The sequence below is a fragment of the Solwaraspora sp. WMMA2080 genome (genome assembly GCF_027497395.1).
GTDB lineage: Bacteria > Actinomycetota > Actinomycetes > Mycobacteriales > Micromonosporaceae > Micromonospora_E.
Window position 1 is genome coordinate 5,680,129 of the sequence record NZ_CP114910.1, and the last position, 20,327, is coordinate 5,700,455.

Consider the following 20,327-nt stretch of genomic DNA (forward strand, 5'->3'; position numbering starts at 1 on the left):
GGCTCACTCCCAGAACTCATTAGGAAGTCCTATGTTCCAACGATCTCGGCACCGCCACGCAGCGGTCGCCGCCGGCGTCCTTGCCCTCACACTCGGTATCGCCGCCTGTGGCAGCGACGGCGACACCGAGACAGCGGACCTGGACGGCAACAGGGTCGGAGCCATGGAGAGCTACGGCCTCGGTGACCAGTTCACCGCCACCGAGGCGCTGAGCTTCTCGCTGCTCTACAACAACCACCCCAACTATCAGATCGACAAGGAGTGGATGTTCTGGGACGAACTGACCGAGCGCACCAACGTGTCGCTCGAAACGGTCGAGGTGCCGCTGAGCGACTACGAGCAGAAGCGAGGCCTGCTGATCGGCGCCGGCGACGCGCCGTTCATCATCCCGAAGACCTACCCCGGCCAGGAATCGGCGTACGTCTCCAGCGGAGCGATCCTGCCGATCAGCGACTACGTCGACCTGATGCCGCACTTCCAGGACAAGGTCGCCAAGTGGAACCTGCAGGGTGACATCGACTCGCTGCGCCAGCAGGACGGCAAGTACTACCTGCTGCCCGGTCTGCACGAGGACGTCTGGACCGACTACACCATCGCCGTACGCACCGACATCCTCGCCGAGCTCGGCCTCGAGGAGCCGGCCACCTGGGACGAGTTCCGGGACATGCTGCGGGCGATGAAGGCCGCGTACCCGGAGGTCTACCCGATGTCGGACCGGTGGAGCATCCCCACCCCGCTGGGCGCGCTGCAGAACATCATCGGCCCGTCGTACGGCTACGACACGATGGGCGGCTGGGGTTACCAGAACGCCTCGTTCAACCGGCAGGCCCAGGAGTTCGTCTTCACCGGCACGATGCCGGAGTACAAGGAGATGGTGGAGTTCCTGCACTCGCTGGTCGCCGAGGGTCTCTTCGACCCGGAGAGCCTGACCCAGGACGACGACACCGCGATCCAGAAGCTCGCCACCGGCAAGTCGTTCGTCATCAGCACCAATGCGCAGACCCTGGTCAACGACTACCGGCCGGCGCTGGCACAGAACAACCCGAACGCCACCATCGCCAAGATCACCCGGCCGGACAGCCCGGTCGGCTCGGTCAAGGCCGGCTCCCGCCTGGAGAACGGAATCATGATCTCCAGCAAGGCGCGGGAGAGCGAGAACTTCGTCGCGATGATGCAGTTCATCGACTGGCTCTGGTACTCCGACGAAGGCCAGGAGTTCGCCAAGTGGGGAGTCGAAGGCGTCACCTACACCAAGGACGCCGCCGACAAGTGGGTCCTCGACTCCGACATCGACTTCATCGGAATCAACCCCGACGCCAGCAAGCACCTGCAGAAGGACTTCGGCTTCAGCAACGGGGTGTTCGCCTACGGCGGCACCACCGAACTGCTGCAGTCGACCTTCTCCGAAGAGGAGCTGAAGTTCCAGGAGGCGATGGGGCAGAAGGAGACCCTGCCGGTCTCGCCGCCGAGGCCGTTCAGCGGGGAGGAGCGCGAGCAGGCCACCCTGTGGGAGACCCCGTTGAAGGACTACGTCCAGCAGCAGACCCTGCAGTTCATCCTCGGCCAGCGTGACCTGTCCGAATGGGACGCCTACGTCGCCGAGGTCGAGGGCAAGAACGCCCAGCAGTACATCGACCTGGTCAACGGGGCGTACCAGCGATACCAGGAAGAGCACGGCTGACCACCTGGGGGGTGCCGGTCGCGTCCGTGGCAGGGACGTGACCGGCACAGCCGGCACCATCATGAGGAGCGGAGCAGAGATGACCCGGATCGCCGTACCGCAGCAGGGCACCGGCACCCTGCCAGACGCCTGGCGGGCCTGCGTCGGCACCGGCCGGCTCGACCTCGCGCTGCGCAGCGACTACCAGGAGTCCCTGGCGCTGGTCCAACGGGAGATCGGCTTCCGCTACATCCGGGGGCACGGGCTGCTCAGCGACGGCGTCGGCATCCACCGACCGTACGAACACGCCGGCCGACGCGGCGTGCACCACTCGTTCACCTACGCCGACCAGATCGTCGACACCTACCTCGACCTCGGCATCGCCCCCTTCATCGAGCTCGGCTTCATGCCCGGAGCACTCGCCTCCGGCGACCAGACCGTCTTCTGGTGGCGCGGCAACGTCACCCCGCCCCGCTGCGAGTCCGAGTGGGCCGACCTGGTCCGGGCCACGATCGGCAACCTCGTCGACCGGTACGGCCTGGCGCAGGTCCGCAGCTGGCCGATCGAGGTGTGGAACGAACCCAACCTGGACATCTTCTGGCAAGGCGCCGACCAGGCCGCCTACCACCGGCTGTACGAGGTGACCGCGCACGCCGTCAAGGAGGTCGACGCCGACCTGCAGGTCGGCGGGCCGGCGATCTCACCCGGTGCTGACGAGTGGCTGGTGCCGTTCGCCGAGTACGTCACCGACCGCGATGTGCCGATCGACTTCGTCAGCCGGCACGCGTACACCTCGGGGCCGGCCCAGCACGTGCCGTTCGGCACCTACCAGACCCTGATGCCCGCCGGCCACCTGCTGGAACAGTTCGCCAGCCCGCGTAAACACCTGGCCGGCACCGCCCTGGCCGACCTGCCGGTGCACATCACCGAGTTCAACTCCTCCTACCGGCCGGACAACCCGGTCCACGACACCGCGTTCCACGCCGCCTACCTGGCCCCGGTCGTCGCGGCCGGCGGCGACCTGGTCGACTCGTTCTCCTACTGGACGTTCAGCGACGTCTTCGAGGAGGTCGGCATCCCGGCCGCGATCTTCCACGGCGGCTTCGGTCTGCTCACCCATAGGCAGATCAGAAAACCCACCTACCACCTGTACGCGTTCATGGCCCGGATGGGCCGTCAGGTGCTCGCCCGGGGCGCCGACCACCTGATCACCCGCGACGACGACACCGGCCGGGTCACCGTGCTGGCCTGGGCGCCGGTCGACGTCACCGACGTCACCGACGTCACCGACGTCACCGACGTCACGGCGGCACCGGACCGGCACACCGTCGACCTGTCTGTCCCGATCACCGCACCAGCCGGCTCGGTGTTCCTGCTGCGCTCGTCGGTCAGCGACGACGCCGGCAACGCCTGGCGGGCCTGGTGCGAGCTCGGCCGCCCCCGCTCACCCCGGCCGGCGCAGCTCGACGCGCTGCGTACCGCCGCCGAACCGGCCCGCACCCACCGCTCGCTGCCGGTCGTCGACGGCCGGGTCGACGTCGACCTGACCCTGACCCGGCACGAGGTCACCCTGGTCGAGATCACCCCGGTGGTCGACGAGGCGCCGCCGTGGTGCGACGATCGGCGGCTGCTCGGGCAGGGCGGCCGCGATGAGTGACCTCGGCGCCGCGCAGCGGCAGTTCGGCACCGGCCCGCTGTCGCGGGTCGCGGCGATAGTCTACCGGCTGACCGTCGTCGAGCTGCTGCTGCTCGCCGGCGTACTGCCCGGTCTGGTGCCCGCGCTGCTGCTGGCCCGGGACTCCAGCAACATTGCGCTCTACGCCGTCTGCGCCATCCCGGTCGGCCCGGCGCTGTCCGCCGGCCTGTACGCCATCGCCCGGCACCGTCCCGACATCACCGACCTGAACCCGGCCGTCGACTTCCGGCGCGGCTACCGGGCCAACCTCGGCGGGGTGCTGCGGATCTGGCTGCCGCTGCTGGCCGGGCTGACCATCGTCGCAGTCAACCTGGCCTACTTCGACGCGGCCGGGGTGCCGCGCTGGTGGGCGGCGCTGCTGGTCCTCGTCGCGGTCGCGGCGACCGTCTGGGGTGGCATCGCGCTGGTGATCACCTCGCTGTTCGCGTTCCGCGCCCGCGACGTGGCCCGGCTCGCCGCGCACTTCCTGACCCGTACGCCCGGCACCTCCCTCGGAGTGCTGGCGCTCGGGGTCGTGGCGGCCGGGATCACCGCATACACCTCGGAAGCGGTGCTGGCGCTGGCCGGCTCGGTGCTGGCGTTGCTGCTGCTGCGCACCAGCCGATCGATGATCACGGCGATCGAGAAGGAGTTCACCAGGTGACGCTGCCCGACGTCGCGAAGATCCCGTACGGCGGGGACTACAACCCGGAGCAGTGGCCCGAGGACGTCTGGAAGGACGACTACCGGCTGTTCGACGCGGCCCGGATCGACACCGTCACGGTCGGCGTCTTCACCTGGGGGCTGACCCAGCCCGGTCCCGGTGTCTACGACTTCTCCACCCTGGACCGCATCGTCGAGCGGGCGGTCACCGAGGGCCGGCAGATCTGCCTGGCCACCGGCACCGGAGCGCATCCGGCCTGGATAGCCCGTGCCCATCCCGACGTCACCCGCGTCGACTTCGAGGGCCGCCGGCACCGGTTCGGCCAACGGCACAACTCCTGCCCCAGCTCACCGACGTACCGCCGACTCGCCACGGAGCTGGCCCGGCGGGTCGCGCATCGCTACGCGCGCACCCCCGGCCTGGTCGCCTGGCACGTCAACAACGAGTACGGCGGTGCCTGCTACTGCGAGCTGTGCGCCGCCAACTTCCGGCTCTGGCTGCGTGAGCGGTACGGCAGCCTCGACGCGCTCAACGCCGCCTGGTACACCACCTTCTGGTCGCACACCTTCACCGAGTGGGGGCAGATCGAGCCGCCGTCGGCGTTGACCGAACACTGGCGCGGGCCCGACCACACCGCGTTCCAGGGCATCACCCTCGACTATTTGCGGTTCATGTCGGACGCGATGCTGGCGAACTTCGTCGACGAGAAGGCGGCGATCCGCGAGTCCAGCCCGGACACCCCGGTGACCACCAACTTCATGGGCATGTACCGGCCGATCGACTACCACCGGTGGGCCGAGCATCTCGACTTCGCCTCCTGGGACAACTACCCACCCGACGACCGGTCGGCGGCCCGGATGGCGTTCACCCACGATCTGATCCGCGGGTTGAAAGGCGGCCAGCCGTTCTGGCTGATGGAGCAGACGCCGAGCGTCACCGCCTGCCGCGACGTCAACCCGCTGAAGCGGCCCGGCGTCATGCGGCTGTGGAGCTGGCAGGCGGTGGCGCACGGCGCCGACGCGGTGCTGTTCTTCCAGATGCGCGCCGGCCGGGGGGCCAGCGAGAAGTACCACGGGGCGGTCATCGGCCACGCCGGCCGATCCGACACCCGGGTCTTCACCGAGGCCGCTGAGCTGGGTGCGGAGCTGGCGCAGGTCGGCGGCGTGACGCTCGGTGCCCGCACCCCGGCCCGGGTGGCGGTGCTTTTCGACTGGGACAGCTGGTGGGCGTTGGAGATTTCCGACGGTCCGTCCCGGCTGGTCCGCTACCAGCAGGTGGTGCTCGCCTATCACCGGGCACTGTGGGACGCGGGGGTGGACGTCGACGTGGCGCCGGTGACCGCCGAGCTGACCGGCTACGACGTCGTGGTGGCCCCGGCTCTGCACATGGTCAAAGACGATCTCGCCGCCCGCCTGGAGGTGGTCGCCCAGCGGGGTGGCACCGTGCTGGCAACGTATCTCTCCGGGCGGGTCGACGAGAACGATCAGGCGTTCCTGGCCGATGTGCCGGGGCCGCTGGCCCAACTGATGGGGATCCGGATCGACGAATGGGACGCCCGGGAGGCCGACGTGGTCAACCCGGTCACCCTGGCGGCGGACGGTGCCCGGTCGGTCGTCTCCGCCGCCACGCTGCTGTTCGAGCTGGTCATCCCGCAGGGCGCCGAGGTGATCGGCACCTACCAGGCCGACTTCTACGCCGGCACGCCGGCGGTCACCCGCAACCGGTTCGGCGCCGGCGAGGGGTGGTACGTCGCCGCCGGGCTCGACCTGGCGGGGGTTTCCTGGGTGGTACGCCGAATCCTGGACCGGCACGGACTGCTCGGCCCGTACGCACACGTGCCGGACCTGGAGTCGGCGGTACGGGTCGCGCCGGACGGCACCCGGATCCGGTTCCTGCTCAACCACGGCGAGGAGCAAGTGGAGCTGCCGGCCTGTGCCGCCGGGGTCGACCTGCTGACCGGGGAACGGGTCACCGCCGGTGCGCCGCTGCGCCTGGACCGGTACGGCGTACTCGTGCTCCGCGAGGACACCTGACGCCGCGCCGCCGTCCGTCGGGACGTCGTGTCACGCGGCGGGTCGAAGGTGGTGCACCCTATCGCGCCAGCTAGGGTGCACCACCCTCAGCCCGCCGCGCCGACACGATGACCCAGAACCGGTGTACGCCGGATGGGTGACGTGTGCCTGAGGGACCTGAGCGGCGCCTGACCGGTGGCAGGGTCGGTGCGGTGGCCGGGGCGGAACCGACCGGCTGATCCGGACGGTGCCAGCGGGGGAGCACGGACGATGGTGAGCAGACGTACGGCGTTGCGGGCAGGCGCGGTCGCCGGGCTGGTCCCAGCGGTCGGTCTGATCGGGCGACCAGCCACGGCCGTACCGACGCCGGCCGAGGAGCCGACGCGTACCCCGGCCGAACAACCGACGCAGGTCAGGCCCCAGGACCCGGACATCGGGCCCGGCGCTGGCCGGGACGATCGTCCGTGGCGGGATCTGCCGGACCGGCAGTGGGTCGAGCTGCAGGGGCAGCTGTCGGCGGATGCCACCCTGTACCGCCCCGGCGGGGCGAGCTACGAGGCACTCAGCATCCCGTACAACCACCGGTACGCCAACGTGCAACCAGCCGCGATCCTGACACCCGGCACACCCGACGACGTCGCGGTGGCAGTCAGCTGGGCACATGATGTCGGGATGCCGCTGGTGCCCCGGTCCAGCCTCGGCCACAACTACGCCGGCTACTCCACCACGACCGGCCTGCTGATGGTGATGAGCCGGCTGCGGGGGATCGAGGTCACGCCGAACCGTTGGCCGGCACCGCCGCGGCGGTACGGGTCGGTCGAGGTCACCGACGATGCCGGCACCATCACCGTGCAGGCCGGCGTGGTCAACGCCGACCTGCTGCCGATCCTGCGCGACCAGGGTGTCTTCGTCCCCGCCGGACGGTGCCCGACGGTCGGTGTGGCCGGGCTGGTGCTCGGCGGCGGGATCGGCTTCAGCGACAAGATGTTCGGCCTGACCTGTGACCGGCTGGTATCGACCGAGGTGGTGCTGGCCGACGGCACGGTGACGGCCTGCGACGAGACCAACGATCCGGACCTGTTCTGGGCCTGCCGGGGCGGCGCCGGCAACAACTTCGGCGTCAACACCTCGTTCACCTTCCGCTACGTACAGCTGCAGGGTCTGGTGTCGTTCTTTCGGTTCCGCTGGTCGGCGGCCAGCGTCACCCCGGCCATGCTGGCCTTGCAGGACGTCGCGACCGCCTACCGCAGCGATCGGCGCCTGGACTGCCGCATCGGTGCCGGCACCACGCTGGCCGCCGGCGAGCAGCAGGTGTACGCCGACGCGCTCGGCCAGTTCTACGGCACCGTCGACGAGCTGATTGAGATCCTCGAGCCGGTACTGCGCGTCGGGACGCCGGCCGAACGTGAAGCCAACCGGGACGGCGTCCGGGCGGTGTCGCCGGCCGAGGCGAGCGTGTTGCTGTCGGCGAACACCCCGGCGCAGCAGTTCGCGGTCAAGTCGGCGGCGCTGCCCGAGTCGTTGAACCGGCGGCAACTGCAGGCAGTGCTCGACGGCCTGCACCGGTGGCCGGGCAGCCGCAACCCGGACGGGGCCGGGATCGCGTTGTTCTGCCTGGGCGGGCAGGTGAACGAGGTACAGCCGGACGCCACCGCGTTCGTGCACCGCGACGTCACCTTCATCATGGCCGCCGAGGCGACCTGGGCAGACGACGATCCGCCGGAGGTCGCCGTCGCCAACGAACTCTGGCTGACCGAGTTCTTCGACGAGGTGTTCGCCGGCCACCCTCCGGCGGGGGCGTACCAGAACTTCCCGGATCCCCACCTGGCCGACTGGCGACACGCCTACTACGGCGGGAACTACCCGCGGCTGGTCGAGGTCAAGCGCAAGTACGACCCGACCGGCTTCTTCACCTACCCGCAGGGCATCGGGTCCTGCGGCGCCGTCGACGGCTACGCCAACCAGTGGTGTCCCCGCTGACCTCGGACCGGAACCCGACGTGGCCCCGCTGACCGGTACCGGCCAGCGGGGCCACGTTTGTCGAACATGCCGGCTCAGGACAGGTCGAACCGGTCCAGCTCCATGACCTTGACCCAGGCGGCGACGAAGTCGGCGACGAACTTCTCGCCGGCGTCGCTGCTGGCGTACACCTCGGAGAGGGCACGCAGCTGCGAGTTCGAGCCGAAGATCAGGTCGACCGCGGTCGCGGTCCACTTCACCTCGTCGGTGGCAAGGTCGCGGATCTCGTAGACGTGCTCGCCGGACTCCGCCGCCTTCCACCGGGTGCCCGGGGAGAGCAGGTTGGTGAAGAAGTCGTTGGTGAGTACGCCGGGCCGGTCGGTGAGCACGCCGTGCTGCGCGCCGCCGACGTTCGCCCCGAGCGCCCGCAGACCACCGATGAGCACGGTCATCTCCGGGGCGGACAGGTCGAGCATGTACGCCCGGTCGACCAGCAGGACCTCCGGCTGGGTCTTCTCGCCCGGCCGCAGGTAGTTACGGAACCCGTCGGCGCGCGGCTCCATCACCGCGAACGACTCGACGTCGGTCTGCTCCTGGCTGGCGTCGGTGCGGCCCGGGTGGAACGGCACGGTCACCTTGACCCCGGCGTCGTGCGCTGCCTTTTCGACGGCGGCCGAGCCGGCCAGCACGATCAGGTCGGCGAGCGAGATCTGCGCGCCGCCGGCCGCGTTGAACTCCTGCTGGACGCCCTCCAGGGTGCTGAGCACCGTGGCCAGCTGCTCCGGCTGGTTGACCTCCCAGCTGCGCTGCGGTTCGAGCCTGATCCGGGCCCCGTTGGCGCCGCCACGCTTGTCGGTGGAGCGGAAGCTCGCCGCCGACGCCCAGGCGGTGCTGACCAGCTGCGCGGTGCTCAGCCCGGAGTCGAGGACCTTCGCCTTGAGCGCGGCCACGTCTGCGTCGCCGACCAGTTCGTGGTCGACGGCCGGCACCGGGTCCTGCCACAGCTGGGCCTCGGGCACCCACGGACCGAGGAACCGGCTGACCGGGCCCATGTCGCGGTGCAGCAGCTTGTACCAGGCCTTGGCGAAGGCCAGTGCGAACTCGTCCGGGTTGGCCAGGAACCGGCGGGAGATCTGCTCGTACGTCGGGTCGAAGCGCAGCGACAGGTCGGTGGTGAGCATCGTCGGCTTGTGCTTCTTCGCCGGGTCGTGCGCGTCCGGTATGATCGCCTCGGCGTCCTTGGCCACCCACTGCTTGGCCCCACCGGGGCTGGTGGTCAGCTCCCACTCGTACCCGAACAGGATCTCGAAGAAGCGGTTGCTCCACTGCGTCGGCTTGTCGGTCCAGGTGACCTCCAGGCCGCTGGTGATGGTGTCGCCGCCCTTGCCGCTGCCGTGCGTGCTCAACCAGCCCAGGCCCTGCGCCTCAATCGGCGCGCCCTCCGGCTCCGGGCCGACGTGAGCGTCGGCGTCACCGGCCCCGTGGGTCTTGCCGAAGGTGTGGCCGCCGGCGATGAGGGCGACGGTCTCCTCGTCGTTCATCGCCATCCGGGCGAACGTCTCCCGGATGAAGTGGGCCGCCGCGAGGGGGTCCGCGTTGCCGCGCGGGCCCTCCGGGTTGACGTAGATCAGGCCCATCTCGGTCGCGCCGACTCCAGCCGACATCTCCTTCTCGGAGAGGTAGCGGGCGTCACCCAGCCAGGTGTCCTCCGGGCCCCAGAAGATCTCCTCCGGCTCCCAGACGTCCTCCCGGCCGAAGGCGAAGCCGAAGGTCTTGAAGCCCATCGACTCCAGGGCGACGTTGCCGGCCAGCACCAGCAGGTCGGCCCAGGAGATCTTCTGGCCGTACTTGGCCTTGACCGGCCACAGCAGCCGGCGGGCCTTGTCCAGGTTGGCGTTGTCCGGCCAGCTGTTGAGCGGGGCGAAGCGCTGCCCGCCGTCACCAGCGCCGCCCCGGCCGTCCTCGATCCGGTACGTGCCGGCGGCGTGCCAGCTGAGTCGGATCATCAGCCCGCCGTAGTGACCGAAGTCGGCCGGCCACCAGTCCTGCGAGGTGGTGAGAACCTTGGTGATGTCCTGCTTGAGGGCCTCGACGTCGAGCGTGGCGAACTCCTTGGCGTAGCTGAAGTCCGCGCCCAGCGGGTTGCCCTTGGGCGAGTGGGCGTGCAGCACCGACAGGTCGAGCTGGTTGGGCCACCAGTCCCGGTTGGTACGCGGCCGCCCGCCCGTTTTGGGAGTTGGTGAGTCGATCGCCGGGTTCTCGCTCTCGCTGCCGTGCGCGGTCACCGAGTCGTGGGCGACCGGGCAGCCGGACGCTGCCATCTTGTCCACACCCTGTGCGCTGGTGGGGCCGGTGTTCTGGGTGTCGCTCATCAGTTCCCTTCCGGATTGGCCGATAACGAAGTGGCGTTGTCGGTCGTGCATCCGGGGCAGGTGCCCCAGTAGACGACCTCCGCCTCGTCGACCGTGAAACCGTGGTCGTCGGAGGCGGTGAGACAGGGGGCGGATCCGGTGGCGCAGTCGACGTCGGCGATCGCGCCGCAGGAGCGGCAGACGACGTGGTGGTGGTTGTCCCCGACCCGCCGCTCGTAGCGGGCGGTCGCGCCGGCGGGCTGGATGCGCCGCACCAGCCCGGCGTCGGTGAGGACCCGCAGCACATCGTAGACCGCCTGGTGGGACACCGTCGGGTGGTCGGCACGCACCAGGTCGAGCACCGTGTCGGTGTCGACGTGCGGGCGGTCGCGTAGCGCCGCGAGGACTGCCAGCCTCGGTCGGGTCACCCGCAACGAGGCCGCCCTCAACTGCGCCTCGAGGTCGGATGTCACCGGGCCACGATAGGCCGTTTTCTGGAATCATTCAAGTTTCGGTACGGAGGTGTCGCCGACCTGCGGCGACCAGCAAAACCGCAGGTCATGCCAGTTGGCGGGCGCCTCGAACGGCGTACCGGTGCAGGGTGACGCCCTGCTCGAAGGCACGGTTCTCCAGCAGGTCGAGTTCGACCGGGGCATCCAGGTCGTCGAACAGAGCCCGGCCGGCGCCGAGGATCACCGGGTGGACGAACAGCATCACCTCGTCGAGCAGGCCGGCCTGCAGCAACTGGGTGGCGACGGTGGCCCCACCGATGCCGATGTCACCGTCGGCCCGCGCCCGTAGCTCGGCGAGCGCCGCCACGGCGTCACCGTCGCGGCCGACGACGCGGGTGTCGTGTCCGGCGTCGACGCGGGTACGCGACACCAGCACCTTCGGGGTCGACGTCCAGATCTCGCCGTACTCGCGCAGGAAGTCCGGCAGCGACGCGTCATCGCGCGCGCCCGGCCAGAACGCCTCCATGATCTCGTAGACCTTCCGCCCCTGCACCATCTGGGACAGCGCCCGCGCCCGCGCGTTGAACTCCCGGTGCAGCGACTCCCCGATACGCATCCAGTCGCCGCCGCCGTTCTCACCCGGGGCGTGCTCGACCTTCATATCCACGGACACGTTCATCCAGTACACGAATCGGCCCGGCACGCGCCCTCCAGTGACTGCGGTACGCAACTGTCCCGCCGACGGTAACAACCCGCCGGCGGTGCCTACGGTGACCTATCCTCGACACCGTGGCGGCACCCGACGCAGCCTCCCACCACGCGGTGCTCGATCTGCTCGGCCGGCAGGCCAACCATCGACAGGCCGAAGAGACGCTGCGTGCCGCCGGCTGGTCGCCCGCTGGCGCTGGCGACTGGGCCATCGCGCTCCGCTCGCCCGACGGCACCATGGCCGCCCGGATCAGCCCGTTCGACCCGACGGGACCGTACACCGCAGCGCTCTACCGTGAGGCCGCGCACACCCGGCAGGTGCCGGAACTGTTCGCGCACCGCCGTCTGCCCGGCGGAGGTGACCTTCAGCTGCTCGAATGGCTTCGACCGGTGAGTCAGGACGAAGCTGTCGCGTTCCACCGGGCGATCGCCAGGCATGATCCGGACGTCGCCGACCTCGTCGACGTCGTGCGCCGGATCCACGACCGGGCCCGACGGGAACTGCCCTGGTGCGGGCCGTTGGACCACAACCCGACAAACGTCATGCGTACGGTGGACGGGCGGCTCGTCGCCGTCGACCTGTTCTACGCCGACGGCCCGAACCTGTACGCGACAGCGGCAACGGACCCGGATCTCGTCGTCGCGCTGATCCCCGAGACCGAGCGGCGGTTCATGACCGAGATCCCGCTGGCCGCCTCCGGCCCCTGGCCGCCCGGTGCACAGAAAGCGCTACGCGTCGGGCTCGCCGCGGCCGACGCCCGCCACGCCGGCGGACAACCGTCCAGCGCTACACCCGTCGCACGAGGATCCTGATCACGGCGGCCAACCCCACGCGTCCTACCGGACGTAGATCTCCGGGATCGAATCCATGATCGACTGTACGGTCGCGGCGACGCTCAACGCGCTGGTGTCGACGCCGATGTAGCGGTAGTCCGGGTCGAGTGCCTCGCGGAGGGTCCGATCCTCCGGGATCAGGTCGACCCGGTCGCGCCACCGCTGCGTCGTCTGCTTGGCCCGGGTGAGTCGGCGGTGCTCGCGTACGCCTCGGTCGACCAGCAGCTCGACCAGGAACACGGTCGTCTGCTGCGGCAGGAGTTGACGGAACGCGAGGTAGTCGTCGTAGTCGCGCAGAAAGCTGCCGGTGAGGACATTGACGTAGCCGGCAGCCCAGAAGTTCGTCACCAGAGCTGCGACGTTGCGGCGGAATAGATCGAAGAACCCGTCGTCCATCGGGCACGGGTTGGTCTGTCCGAGGTCCTCGGCGTCGATCCGGGCGCAGCCGGGCGTGTGGGGGAGCAGCGCCCGCAGAATCGTCGACTTGCCGGCACCCTCCTCGCCGCTGACGAGGACGAGGTTACCGACCGCCGCCGCGGCCGGATCCGCTGCTCGCCGGGCGGCAGGCAGGTCCATCACCGGCGTACGTGGTCGGGGAGTGGCTCGCGGCGGGCCAGCCACCGCTCCGGGATCCCGCCCGGTCCGGAGCCGGTGTACGCGGCCACGACGCCGCCGACGATCGCCGCGGTCGTGTCGACGTCGCCGCCGGCCTCGACACAGGCGTGGATCGCCGCCGGGTAGTCGTCGAGCCGGGTCGCGGCGACCCACAGTGCGAACGGGACGGTGTCGAAGGCCAGCACCTGCGAGCCGTTGCCCAACTCGTACGCCGCCTCGGCGACGCCGACCCCCAGCAGCTGCCTGGCCCGGACGATGCCGGACATCAGCCGGCCGTCGATCAGATGGCCCAGCACCACGTCGAGCAGCTCGGCCGGCTCGGGCCGGGACCGGGTCAGCCGGGACCAGCCGGCTTCCGCCGCCGCGACGGCGACCGCGACCGCACCCAGGATCGCCTCGGGGTGGGCGTGGGTGACCTCCGCCGACCGCCAGGCCTGCAGAGCGGCGGTACGGTTGTCGCCCGCGTGGAAGGCGCCGAGTGGGGCGACCCGCATCGCCGCACCGTTGCCCATCGACCCCTGTCCGTCGAACGCCGCACCTGCGGCGTCCCGCCAGGCGACGCCCTGCCGGATCTGGCGTAGCAGGACCACCGCGCCGGCACCGTAGCCACGGTACGCCTCGAAGTGCCCGGCGAACCGGGCCGCCAGGCGGTCCTGGTCGATACCGTCGCGCTCGCGCAGCTCGGCGACGATCGAGCAGGCCATCTCGGTGTCGTCGGTCCACGGCCATGGCCCGGCCGGTGGGTCACCATCAGGTAGCGCGGCGGAGCTGGTGCCGGGGACGAAGAACTGCGCGCCGAGGGCGTCACCGACGGAAAGGCCGTCAAGACTGTCATAGCAGAGGTCGAGCATCGTCATGTCGCAGCAGACTCTGCCAGTTGCGGCGGCCGTCGGGAAGGCCGGAGCCACTGCGGGTCACCGTCAACTTCGCAGCTGCGCGTTGAGCCGGGCGGCCTGTCGCGTGAGGTGGTCGCGTTCGGGCAGGTTGGGCGCTGACCGGGCGGCCTGCGCGTACAGCCGTGCCGCGGTCGCCGGATCCCCGTCGCGCTCGTGCAGGTGTGCCGCAACGGCGGCGTACCGGGGCAGGGCCGGGTCGAGCTCTGCCAGGGCGGCCAGACCGGCTCGCCCGCCGTCGGCCTCGCCGAGCGCGACGGCCCGGTTGAGTCGTGCCACCGGGTTGTCGGTGAGGCGTACCAGTTCGTCGTACCACTCGACGATCTGCACCCAGTCGGTCTCCTCAGCGGTCTGCGCGTCGGCGTGCAGCGCGGCGATGGCAGCCTGGGCCTGGAACTCGCCCAGCCGGTCGCGGGTGAGGGCGGACTGGAGCACGTCGACGCCCTCGGTGATGAGTGCGGTGTCCCACCGGCTGCGGTCCTGCTCGGCGAGCGGCACGAGCCGACCCTCGGGACCGGTGCGGGCCGGACGCCGGGCGTGGTGCAGCAGCATCAGCGCCAGCAGGCCGGCGACCTCCGTATTGTCGATCATGCCTGCCAGTTGGCGGGTGAGCCGGATCGCCTCGGCGGCGAGGTCCACGTCACCGGAGTACCCCTCGTTGAAGACCAGGTAGAGCACGCGCAGCACGGTGGCGACGTCACCGGGCTGGTCGAACCGGACGCCGGCGACGGTCCGTTTGGCCCTGCTGATCCGCTGGGCCATGGTCGCCTCCGGCACCAGGTAGGCCTGCGCGATCTGCCGCGTGGTCAGCCCGCCGACCGCGCGCAGCGTGAGCGCGACCGCCGAGGCCGGGGTCAGGGCCGGGTGCGCACACAGGAAGTACAGCGCCAGCGTGTCATCCGTCGCCGCCGCCCCCTGCTCGGGCGCGGGCTCGGCGTCGACCAGCTCCTCCCGCCGCCGCCGGGAGGTGTCGGCGCGGACGGCGTCGAGGAACCTGCGCCAGGCCACCGTGACCAGCCAGCCCTTGGGATCGCGCGGCAGGTCGTCGGGCCATCCGCGTACCGCCTCGACCAGGGCGTCCTGCACGGCGTCCTCGGCCGCCGCGAAGTCGGCTCCGCGGCGGACGAGGACGCCGATCACCGCGGGCACCAGCTCCCGCAGCAGGGACTCGTTCACTCGGTGGCCGTGGGCTGCTCGGCGTAGAACGGCCGCACCTCGATCCACTCGTGGATCGGCTTGCCACCGGCACCGGGAGCTGCGGACAGTTCGCCGGCCAGCTCGATCGCGCGCTCGTAGTTCTCCACGTCGATCACCATCCAGCCGGCGATCAGGTCCTTGGTCTCGGCGAACGGGCCGTCGGTGACCGGTGGCCGGCCTTCGCCGTCGTAGCGGACGAAGGTGCCCTCCGGGGAGAGCGCCTGACCGTCGACGAACTCGCCGGTGCCCTCCAGCCGGGCGGCGAAGTCATTCATGTACTGGATGTGGGCCGTGACCTCCGCCGGCTCCCACTTGTCCATGGGTACGTCGTTGACCGCCGCCGGCGCGCCCCGGTAGTGCTTGAGCAGCAGGTACTTGGCCATCATGTTCTCCTTGGTGAGGTACGGCCCATTGTGGCCGTGTTCGCACCTGGGACGGAGCCGCTCCCGGGTTCTCGACATGCCGGCGCGGAATTTCTCCGGGAAACTTCAACGACCCCGCGCGCCCGTCACCGCAGGTTTCTTTCCCGTACGCCGATGAGCAGCCGGTCGACGGCGGCCCGGTCGGGCTGCTCCGGCAGTACGGTGCCGGCCGCCGCGTCGTCGAGCTCGGCCAGCAGATCCGCCGCCCAGCGGGTGACCGCCGTCCACGGCAGCTCGCCGCGCCGGACCGCGAGCAGCCGGTCCCGCGACGGTCCCACGTCGACCAGGACCTCCCCGGTCCGCAGCACGTGGGCACCGGCGGTCAGCAGCCGGATCATGTGCATGGCCTGCTTGTGGTTGGTCTCGCCGGTGCGTTCGCGGCGGGCCGCCACCCGGTCGAGCTGGTCGCGGGCGTAGCCGCCGTACGTCTGGGCGAGTCGCGTCGACAGGAACGCCTGCCGGACGGCCAGCAACTGCTCGCCGTCCTCGCGCAGCGTCTCGATCAGCGGGGACCAGAGCACCTCCAGGACGGTCGGATTGCCCTGTAACGCCAGGGTGCAGAAGCGTTCGAACTCCCAGGAGAACTGCTCCGGTGCCGGCCCGTCGAGGTGGGTGGGCGGCTTGTCCAGCTGCCAGAACGCACGGGTCGGGGCCACGTACACGCCGCGCCGGTCGTAGTCGGAGTCCGGCCCGTGCAGCCCGTACGCCCGGGATCCGACGACGACGGCGAGGACAGTGTGCCGCTCGACGAGCTCGTTCACGCCGGGCAGGGTACCGCTGCCCGGCCGAGCTGAAGGTAGATATAGCGGGTGTCGCCCGGGCCGGGGCGGCTGTGGCCGTCGGCCTGCCAGCCCCGAGCGGCGTAGAAGCGCTGGGCCCGACCGTTACGTTCCCACGCCTCCAGCAGCCCGCCGGTCCGGCCGGTCCTCTCCAGGTACGCGACGAACGCGTCGTGCAGCAGTCCACCGATCCCTCGACCCCAGCAGTCGGGGAGCACGTGGATCTGGTAGAGCTGACCGACGCGGCCCGGGTCGACATGACCGGCGAAGGCGGGTCCCATCGCCGCGCAGCCGACGACCCGGCTGTCGAGGACAGCGGCGACGGTGAACAGCTCCGGCGAGGTGACCGCGTTCGCCCAAGCGGTGCGGCGTTCGGCGTACGCAGCGGGGGACGACAGCGACGGGTCGGCCGGGTCGAGCCCACCTGCCGCCGTGTAGTAGGCGGTGCGGGCCAGCGTGTGCACCTCGGTCAGCTGGTCGACATCAGCGAGCGTGGCCTCGCGTACGAGTGCCGGTGCGTCGGCGGGCCGCGGTCCATCATGATCACTTGACGTTCTGCTGGGCGACACGCCGATGCTCTCCCAGCAGAACGTCAAGTGATCATGGCGGGCTGGTGGGCGGACACCATCAGGCGAGGTCATCCGGCGTCTCCTCCGTCAGTCGGCGAAGCCGAGGCCGCGTTCGGCCAGCGCGGTGGCGAGGATGCCGACGGCCTTCGGGCCGATCCCGTGCATGGCCAGCAGATCGGCGCGACGGTAGGTGGCGACCTGGGCGAGGGTGGTGACGCCGGCTGCCAGCAGGGCACTGTTGGCAGGCCGTCCGATCGGCGGCAGGTCACCGATCTGGGCGGGCAGATGGCGAGTGCTCATCCGCCCACCGTAGCCGGCGTGGCCGTGCTCGGGCCTTGGTCGTTGATAGCGTCGGCGGCATGACCGTGAGCATTCTGATCACGCCCGACGATGACCTCGGCGAGGAACTTGCCGCTGCTGTTACCGGGGGCAACCGGTTTGCTCTGATCGCGTGGGCGATCCGTGAGTACCTGGATCGGCGCGCCGTCGATGCTGCTGCTGCCTTGCACGCCACCCTTGCCGGCGAGGACGCTGCGGCGTACGCCGAGTTCAACGCTACGTGGTAGCCCTGAGCCACTGGCGGATGGTGGAGAAGTCGGCGTCGGTGAGGCCGAGTTGCGGGTCGATGCGGTGCAGTAGCGCCTTGCCAGGGTGGTTCCTGGTGACCCACTGCCGGTCCAGGTCGGTGATCTCGTCGTCGAGCCAGACGAAGGTACGCCCGGCCGCCCAGCTGGTGAGGAACGCCGCCTTCCAGTGCACGCCGCGCGGAGGCTCGTCATCGGAGTCCGGCCACGAGACGACCGGCAGCTCCGGCAGGCCGAGCAGCGGCGCTACGACGTCGTTCGCCTCGGCCATCCACGTGGTCGCCCAGACCAGTTGACCATCGAGCGCCAGCAGCTGGCGTCCGTCCTCCGGATCGAGCCGTTCCAGCAGCGGATTACCACCGACATCAAGATCGGCTGCGGCGACGGGCGAAGGCGCGCGGCCAGTGGCACGGGCGGCGAAAGGAATTAGTACGCCGTCGACGTCGAGGAACACGTACGGGCAGCTGGCTGGCACCGGCGTCGTCGAAAGGCAGACCGGCCGCGTCAGCGGCTGGACACTGTGGTGAGGAACGCCGTCCAGGCTCCGGCGGGGAAGAGGAGCGCCGGGCCGTTCGGGTCCTTGTAGTCGCGTACGCCGATGGTGCCACCGGCCAGCGTGGCCACCTCGACGCAGTCTGACCCGCTGGCGCTGCTGCGGCTGCTCTTGCGCCAGTGGGCGTGGGGCGGGTCCTGCGCGATTACCTCGTGTCCGTCCGTCCGAGATCGTTGCAGCAAGCTGGATCAGCCCTCCGCGGACTCGTAGTCCTTGAGGCCGGACAGGAAGTTGGTGAAGGCAGCCGGGCTGAACAGCAGAGCTGGGCCGGTGGCGTCCTTGCTGTCCCGTACGCCTACGGCGATGTCAAGGTCAGCCACCTCGACGCAGTCGCCGCTTCCGCCGCCGCTGGAGCGGCTGCTCTTTCGCCAGTTCGCTTTGGAGAGGTCCATTGCCGCCATCCCTACTCGATGCTGTCCCGTGCACGAGCGATCAACTCTCGTGACTCCTCGACTCCGGCTGCCGTCGCGCGTAGGTAGTCGAACGCCAGGCTATACCGCCTGACGTCTCTCTCGCCTTCCACATCCAGGTCGCCCGTCAGTGTCTCGACGAAGACGACCGACGGATGCTCAGGGAAGTCCATGATCGTGAAGGCGCCGTTGAGGCCCGCGTGCCAGACTGTCTGCTGCTTGAGGACCTGGATGGTCACGCTGCTGGGCGGTGCCAGCAAGCGGTCCAGCTGAGCCTTGAAGATTTCCGGTCCGCCGATCGGCCGGTGCAGCAGGGACTCGTCCAGGATGGCCCACTGCTTCAGCGCGTCCTCGGTGAGCCGGTGCTGGCGGGCCAGCCTCGCCTCGACGTGCTTGTCGATGTCGTGCGGCGTCCGGTCTCGTCCGGCTGGCTCGCCGGTGAAGGTCGCCCTCGCGTACTCCTCTGTCTGTAGTAGGCCGTTGATCGTGCCCCATGACCAGGTGCGGAGCCCGGATGCCTCAGTCTCGAAGGCGATGTAGGTGCTCAACTCGCTGGTGATGGTGTCGCGGTAGTCCTCCCACCAGCCGCGTCCACGGGCCTCCTTGGCCAGGCGCCAGTACTGCTCCTGTCGTGCGGGGTCGGTGACGCCGAACAGGTTGAGCATCAGGTAGAGGTCGCCCTTGCTGACGCTGGTCTGGGCGAGTTCGATGCGGGAGATCTTGCCCTGCGAGCAGCCGATCTCCTCAGCGACCTGGTCTGCGGTCAGCCTCGCCTCGGTGCGTAGGCGCTTCAGCTCCAGACCCAGTTGACGTCCGCGCACGGTGGGGGTCCGCCGGTCTCGCTTCTCTGGCATCCAGCAAGTCTCGCGGACTGCATGACGAGGTTCAACTACCGTCCAAAGTTTTCTCCTATAGGGACTGGTCTTGATCTTACTGATGTGTTCAGATGTTAGTCGAAGTGAATGATTCACATCATGATCTAGGCGGCGAGGTCGAGGTCTCGCCGGGTAACTCCCCGCCGTCAGGGACGCGAGGGTCTGTGGCGGTGGGTCGAGCGGAGGAAGGCTGTCGTTCCCCGTACGGCAGCCTTCCTCCACCTCGCGCGAGTTGCTCCACGACGGTGAACTGCGAGTACCTGCCCTTGGAGGTGTCCGTGACCGACAACCGTTCAGCACGCTGGACCGACCCGACCCTCGACCCGACCGAGCGCAACCGGGACCTGTTCGCCGTACTCGATCGGGCTGACCTGTCCGAACCGGCACGGGCCGCCGTCGCACACGCCCTCGGAGCCGACGCCGGCCCTGCCGGGCACGCCGAAGCGCTGGTCAACCGCTACCTCAACGAACGCGAGCGCTGCCGTCCGGTCGGGCGGGTCAACGGCGGTGGCGGGGACCGGGGCGGCAACCTGCCGGACTGGTTACGGCCCGACCGGCGCGGCCGGTACACACTGCACCTGACCTTCGCCGCCGCCGACTTCGACGAAGCGCGCGAGCAGGCCGTCGCGTACGCCGAAGGGCTCACCATCCTGTGCCCGGAGCTGGGCGAGTACACGCCGCTGCTGTCGCGGGCCGAGGCGTGGAACTTCAACGAGCCGCTGTTCTGCGGCGTACGTGGACCGGACGGTGAGGTGTGCGCGGAGGTCCGCTACCACGCCGGGTTCCACCGGGCGGCCGGCCTGGGCGGGCTGAGCTGGGGCGACGGGGACGCCGACGCCGATGTCGACGTCAACCTGCCATGACGGACACCCCGGCCACGCCGCCGTACCCCAGGGTCGCGCCGTGCCGGCACTGCGGCCGGCCGGTGCTGCGCGACAACGACGGCGTCTGGATCCACGCCGACCTCGCCTACGTCTGCCGCGACCGCTGGGGTGGGATCACCGCCACCACCGCCGCCCCGGAGCCGCCGGACCCGACGTGGCCCCCGAGTGTCGCCGAGCGGCCGTACCCGTTCCGGGTCGACTCCGGCGCGCCACTCGACCTGTAAGGGAGGC

The 20,327-nt window shown here is 70.1% G+C and carries 23 protein-coding genes; 9 read left to right on the forward strand and 14 right to left on the reverse strand.

Annotation, left to right across the window (positions count from 1 at the left end):
• The first annotated feature begins 31 nt into the window (after positions 1-31).
• From O7543_RS26050 to O7543_RS26070, 5 genes are all read left to right on the forward strand, one after another.
• Complete coding sequence (locus O7543_RS26050; protein WP_281551455.1) at positions 32-1,681, forward strand: extracellular solute-binding protein; 1,650 nt, start codon at positions 32-34, stop codon at positions 1,679-1,681.
• A 79-nt stretch (positions 1,682-1,760) separates the two neighbouring features.
• On the forward strand, positions 1,761-3,317 hold the full coding sequence (locus O7543_RS26055; RefSeq protein ID WP_281551454.1) for a xylan 1,4-beta-xylosidase: 1,557 nt from the start codon (positions 1,761-1,763) through the stop codon (positions 3,315-3,317).
• Positions 3,310-3,999 carry a hypothetical protein gene (locus O7543_RS26060; protein ID WP_281551453.1) on the forward strand — a complete coding sequence of 230 codons (690 nt, stop codon included), beginning with the start codon at positions 3,310-3,312 and terminating at the stop codon, positions 3,997-3,999. The genes O7543_RS26055 and O7543_RS26060 overlap by 8 nt, the downstream gene beginning before the upstream one ends.
• Positions 3,996-6,032 carry a beta-galactosidase gene (locus tag O7543_RS26065; RefSeq protein ID WP_281551452.1) on the forward strand — a complete coding sequence of 679 codons (2,037 nt, stop codon included), beginning with the start codon at positions 3,996-3,998 and terminating at the stop codon, positions 6,030-6,032. Before O7543_RS26060 ends, O7543_RS26065 begins: the two co-directional genes overlap by 4 nt.
• 249 nt (positions 6,033-6,281) lie before the next feature.
• Entirely contained in the window at positions 6,282-7,991 is a 1,710-nt protein-coding gene (locus tag O7543_RS26070; protein ID WP_281551451.1) for an FAD-binding oxidoreductase, read from the forward strand.
• A 74-nt stretch (positions 7,992-8,065) separates the two neighbouring features.
• On the opposite strand, the gene katG is transcribed toward O7543_RS26070, so the two are convergent.
• The 3 genes from katG to O7543_RS26085 all read right to left on the reverse strand — a co-directional run bounded on the left by katG (position 8,066) and on the right by O7543_RS26085 (position 11,440).
• Positions 8,066-10,342, reverse strand: a complete 2,277-nt coding sequence (gene katG / locus O7543_RS26075) for a catalase/peroxidase HPI (protein WP_281551450.1) — start codon at positions 10,340-10,342, stop codon at positions 8,066-8,068.
• Entirely contained in the window at positions 10,342-10,794 is a 453-nt protein-coding gene (locus O7543_RS26080) for a Fur family transcriptional regulator (protein ID WP_281551449.1), read from the reverse strand. Before O7543_RS26080 ends, katG begins: the two co-directional genes overlap by 1 nt.
• Positions 10,795-10,879: 85 nt before the next feature.
• Positions 10,880-11,440 carry a dihydrofolate reductase family protein gene (locus tag O7543_RS26085; RefSeq protein ID WP_281551448.1) on the reverse strand — a complete coding sequence of 187 codons (561 nt, stop codon included), beginning with the start codon at positions 11,438-11,440 and terminating at the stop codon, positions 10,880-10,882.
• Positions 11,441-11,562: 122 nt separating this feature from the next.
• Here O7543_RS26085 and O7543_RS26090 point away from each other — a divergent pair, with 122 nt between their 5' ends.
• Positions 11,563-12,294: a hypothetical protein gene (locus O7543_RS26090; protein ID WP_281551447.1), complete on the forward strand. Its 732-nt coding sequence runs from the start codon at positions 11,563-11,565 to the stop codon at positions 12,292-12,294.
• A 24-nt stretch (positions 12,295-12,318) separates the two neighbouring features.
• Here O7543_RS26090 and O7543_RS26095 read toward each other — a convergent pair whose 3' ends face one another.
• The 7 genes from O7543_RS26095 to O7543_RS26125 all read right to left on the reverse strand — a co-directional run bounded on the left by O7543_RS26095 (position 12,319) and on the right by O7543_RS26125 (position 17,090).
• A complete protein-coding gene (locus O7543_RS26095) occupies positions 12,319-12,894 on the reverse strand; it encodes a hypothetical protein (protein ID WP_281551446.1) in 576 nt (191 codons plus the stop codon).
• Positions 12,891-13,787: an ADP-ribosylglycohydrolase family protein gene (locus O7543_RS26100; RefSeq protein ID WP_281551445.1), complete on the reverse strand. Its 897-nt coding sequence runs from the start codon at positions 13,785-13,787 to the stop codon at positions 12,891-12,893. Before O7543_RS26100 ends, O7543_RS26095 begins: the two co-directional genes overlap by 4 nt.
• Positions 13,788-13,850: 63 nt before the next feature.
• Positions 13,851-14,999 (reverse strand): DUF6596 domain-containing protein, encoded by a 1,149-nt coding sequence (locus O7543_RS26105; RefSeq protein WP_281551444.1) that lies wholly within the window; start codon positions 14,997-14,999, stop codon positions 13,851-13,853.
• Complete coding sequence (locus O7543_RS26110; protein ID WP_281555695.1) at positions 14,996-15,403, reverse strand: YciI family protein; 408 nt, start codon at positions 15,401-15,403, stop codon at positions 14,996-14,998. Before O7543_RS26110 ends, O7543_RS26105 begins: the two co-directional genes overlap by 4 nt.
• Positions 15,404-15,528: 125 nt before the next feature.
• On the reverse strand, positions 15,529-16,203 hold the full coding sequence (locus O7543_RS26115; protein ID WP_281551443.1) for a nucleotidyltransferase domain-containing protein: 675 nt from the start codon (positions 16,201-16,203) through the stop codon (positions 15,529-15,531).
• Entirely contained in the window at positions 16,200-16,862 is a 663-nt protein-coding gene (locus O7543_RS26120; RefSeq protein ID WP_281551442.1) for a GNAT family N-acetyltransferase, read from the reverse strand. Before O7543_RS26120 ends, O7543_RS26115 begins: the two co-directional genes overlap by 4 nt.
• 15 nt (positions 16,863-16,877) lie before the next feature.
• Positions 16,878-17,090: a DNA-binding protein gene (locus tag O7543_RS26125; protein ID WP_281551441.1), complete on the reverse strand. Its 213-nt coding sequence runs from the start codon at positions 17,088-17,090 to the stop codon at positions 16,878-16,880.
• Positions 17,091-17,149: 59 nt separating this feature from the next.
• Here O7543_RS26125 and O7543_RS26130 point away from each other — a divergent pair, with 59 nt between their 5' ends.
• Entirely contained in the window at positions 17,150-17,356 is a 207-nt protein-coding gene (locus tag O7543_RS26130; RefSeq protein WP_281551440.1) for a hypothetical protein, read from the forward strand.
• On the opposite strand, the gene O7543_RS26135 is transcribed toward O7543_RS26130, so the two are convergent.
• Genes O7543_RS26135 through O7543_RS26150 form a run of 4 tightly spaced genes read right to left on the reverse strand, consistent with a single transcriptional unit; the run spans position 17,346 to position 19,191 of the window.
• A complete protein-coding gene (locus O7543_RS26135) occupies positions 17,346-17,849 on the reverse strand; it encodes an HAD domain-containing protein (protein ID WP_281551439.1) in 504 nt (167 codons plus the stop codon). The two genes, O7543_RS26130 and O7543_RS26135, sit on opposite strands and share 11 nt — an antisense overlap.
• A 29-nt stretch (positions 17,850-17,878) precedes the next feature.
• Positions 17,879-18,106: a DUF397 domain-containing protein gene (locus tag O7543_RS26140; RefSeq protein WP_281555694.1), complete on the reverse strand. Its 228-nt coding sequence runs from the start codon at positions 18,104-18,106 to the stop codon at positions 17,879-17,881.
• Between the two features lie 9 nt (positions 18,107-18,115).
• Positions 18,116-18,319 (reverse strand): DUF397 domain-containing protein, encoded by a 204-nt coding sequence (locus O7543_RS26145; protein WP_281551438.1) that lies wholly within the window; start codon positions 18,317-18,319, stop codon positions 18,116-18,118.
• Positions 18,320-18,330: 11 nt separating this feature from the next.
• Complete coding sequence (locus O7543_RS26150; protein WP_281551437.1) at positions 18,331-19,191, reverse strand: helix-turn-helix transcriptional regulator; 861 nt, start codon at positions 19,189-19,191, stop codon at positions 18,331-18,333.
• Between the two features lie 299 nt (positions 19,192-19,490).
• Here O7543_RS26150 and O7543_RS26155 point away from each other — a divergent pair, with 299 nt between their 5' ends.
• Together O7543_RS26155 and O7543_RS26160 are read left to right on the forward strand one after the other, a co-directional pair.
• Positions 19,491-20,075 (forward strand): hypothetical protein, encoded by a 585-nt coding sequence (locus O7543_RS26155; RefSeq protein ID WP_281551436.1) that lies wholly within the window; start codon positions 19,491-19,493, stop codon positions 20,073-20,075.
• Positions 20,072-20,320 (forward strand): hypothetical protein, encoded by a 249-nt coding sequence (locus tag O7543_RS26160; protein WP_281551435.1) that lies wholly within the window; start codon positions 20,072-20,074, stop codon positions 20,318-20,320. Before O7543_RS26155 ends, O7543_RS26160 begins: the two co-directional genes overlap by 4 nt.
• Positions 20,321-20,327: the final 7 nt, after the last annotated feature.

Coding starts and splice junctions, on each gene's coding strand:
- O7543_RS26050 (WP_281551455.1), top strand. CDS start 32: ATGTTCCAACGATCTCGGCACCGCCACGCAGCGGTCGCCGCCGGCGTC.
- O7543_RS26055 (WP_281551454.1), top strand. CDS start 1,761: ATGACCCGGATCGCCGTACCGCAGCAGGGCACCGGCACCCTGCCAGAC.
- O7543_RS26060 (WP_281551453.1), top strand. CDS start 3,310: ATGAGTGACCTCGGCGCCGCGCAGCGGCAGTTCGGCACCGGCCCGCTG.
- O7543_RS26070 (WP_281551451.1), top strand. CDS start 6,282: ATGGTGAGCAGACGTACGGCGTTGCGGGCAGGCGCGGTCGCCGGGCTG.
- katG (WP_281551450.1), bottom strand. CDS start 10,342: ATGAGCGACACCCAGAACACCGGCCCCACCAGCGCACAGGGTGTGGAC.
- O7543_RS26100 (WP_281551445.1), bottom strand. CDS start 13,787: ATGACGATGCTCGACCTCTGCTATGACAGTCTTGACGGCCTTTCCGTC.
- O7543_RS26110 (WP_281555695.1), bottom strand. CDS start 15,403: ATGGCCAAGTACCTGCTGCTCAAGCACTACCGGGGCGCGCCGGCGGCG.
- O7543_RS26120 (WP_281551442.1), bottom strand. CDS start 16,862: ATGACCTCGCCTGATGGTGTCCGCCCACCAGCCCGCCATGATCACTTG.
- O7543_RS26125 (WP_281551441.1), bottom strand. CDS start 17,090: ATGAGCACTCGCCATCTGCCCGCCCAGATCGGTGACCTGCCGCCGATC.
- O7543_RS26130 (WP_281551440.1), top strand. CDS start 17,150: ATGACCGTGAGCATTCTGATCACGCCCGACGATGACCTCGGCGAGGAA.
- O7543_RS26145 (WP_281551438.1), bottom strand. CDS start 18,319: ATGGACCTCTCCAAAGCGAACTGGCGAAAGAGCAGCCGCTCCAGCGGC.
- O7543_RS26150 (WP_281551437.1), bottom strand. CDS start 19,191: ATGCCAGAGAAGCGAGACCGGCGGACCCCCACCGTGCGCGGACGTCAA.
- O7543_RS26160 (WP_281551435.1), top strand. CDS start 20,072: ATGACGGACACCCCGGCCACGCCGCCGTACCCCAGGGTCGCGCCGTGC.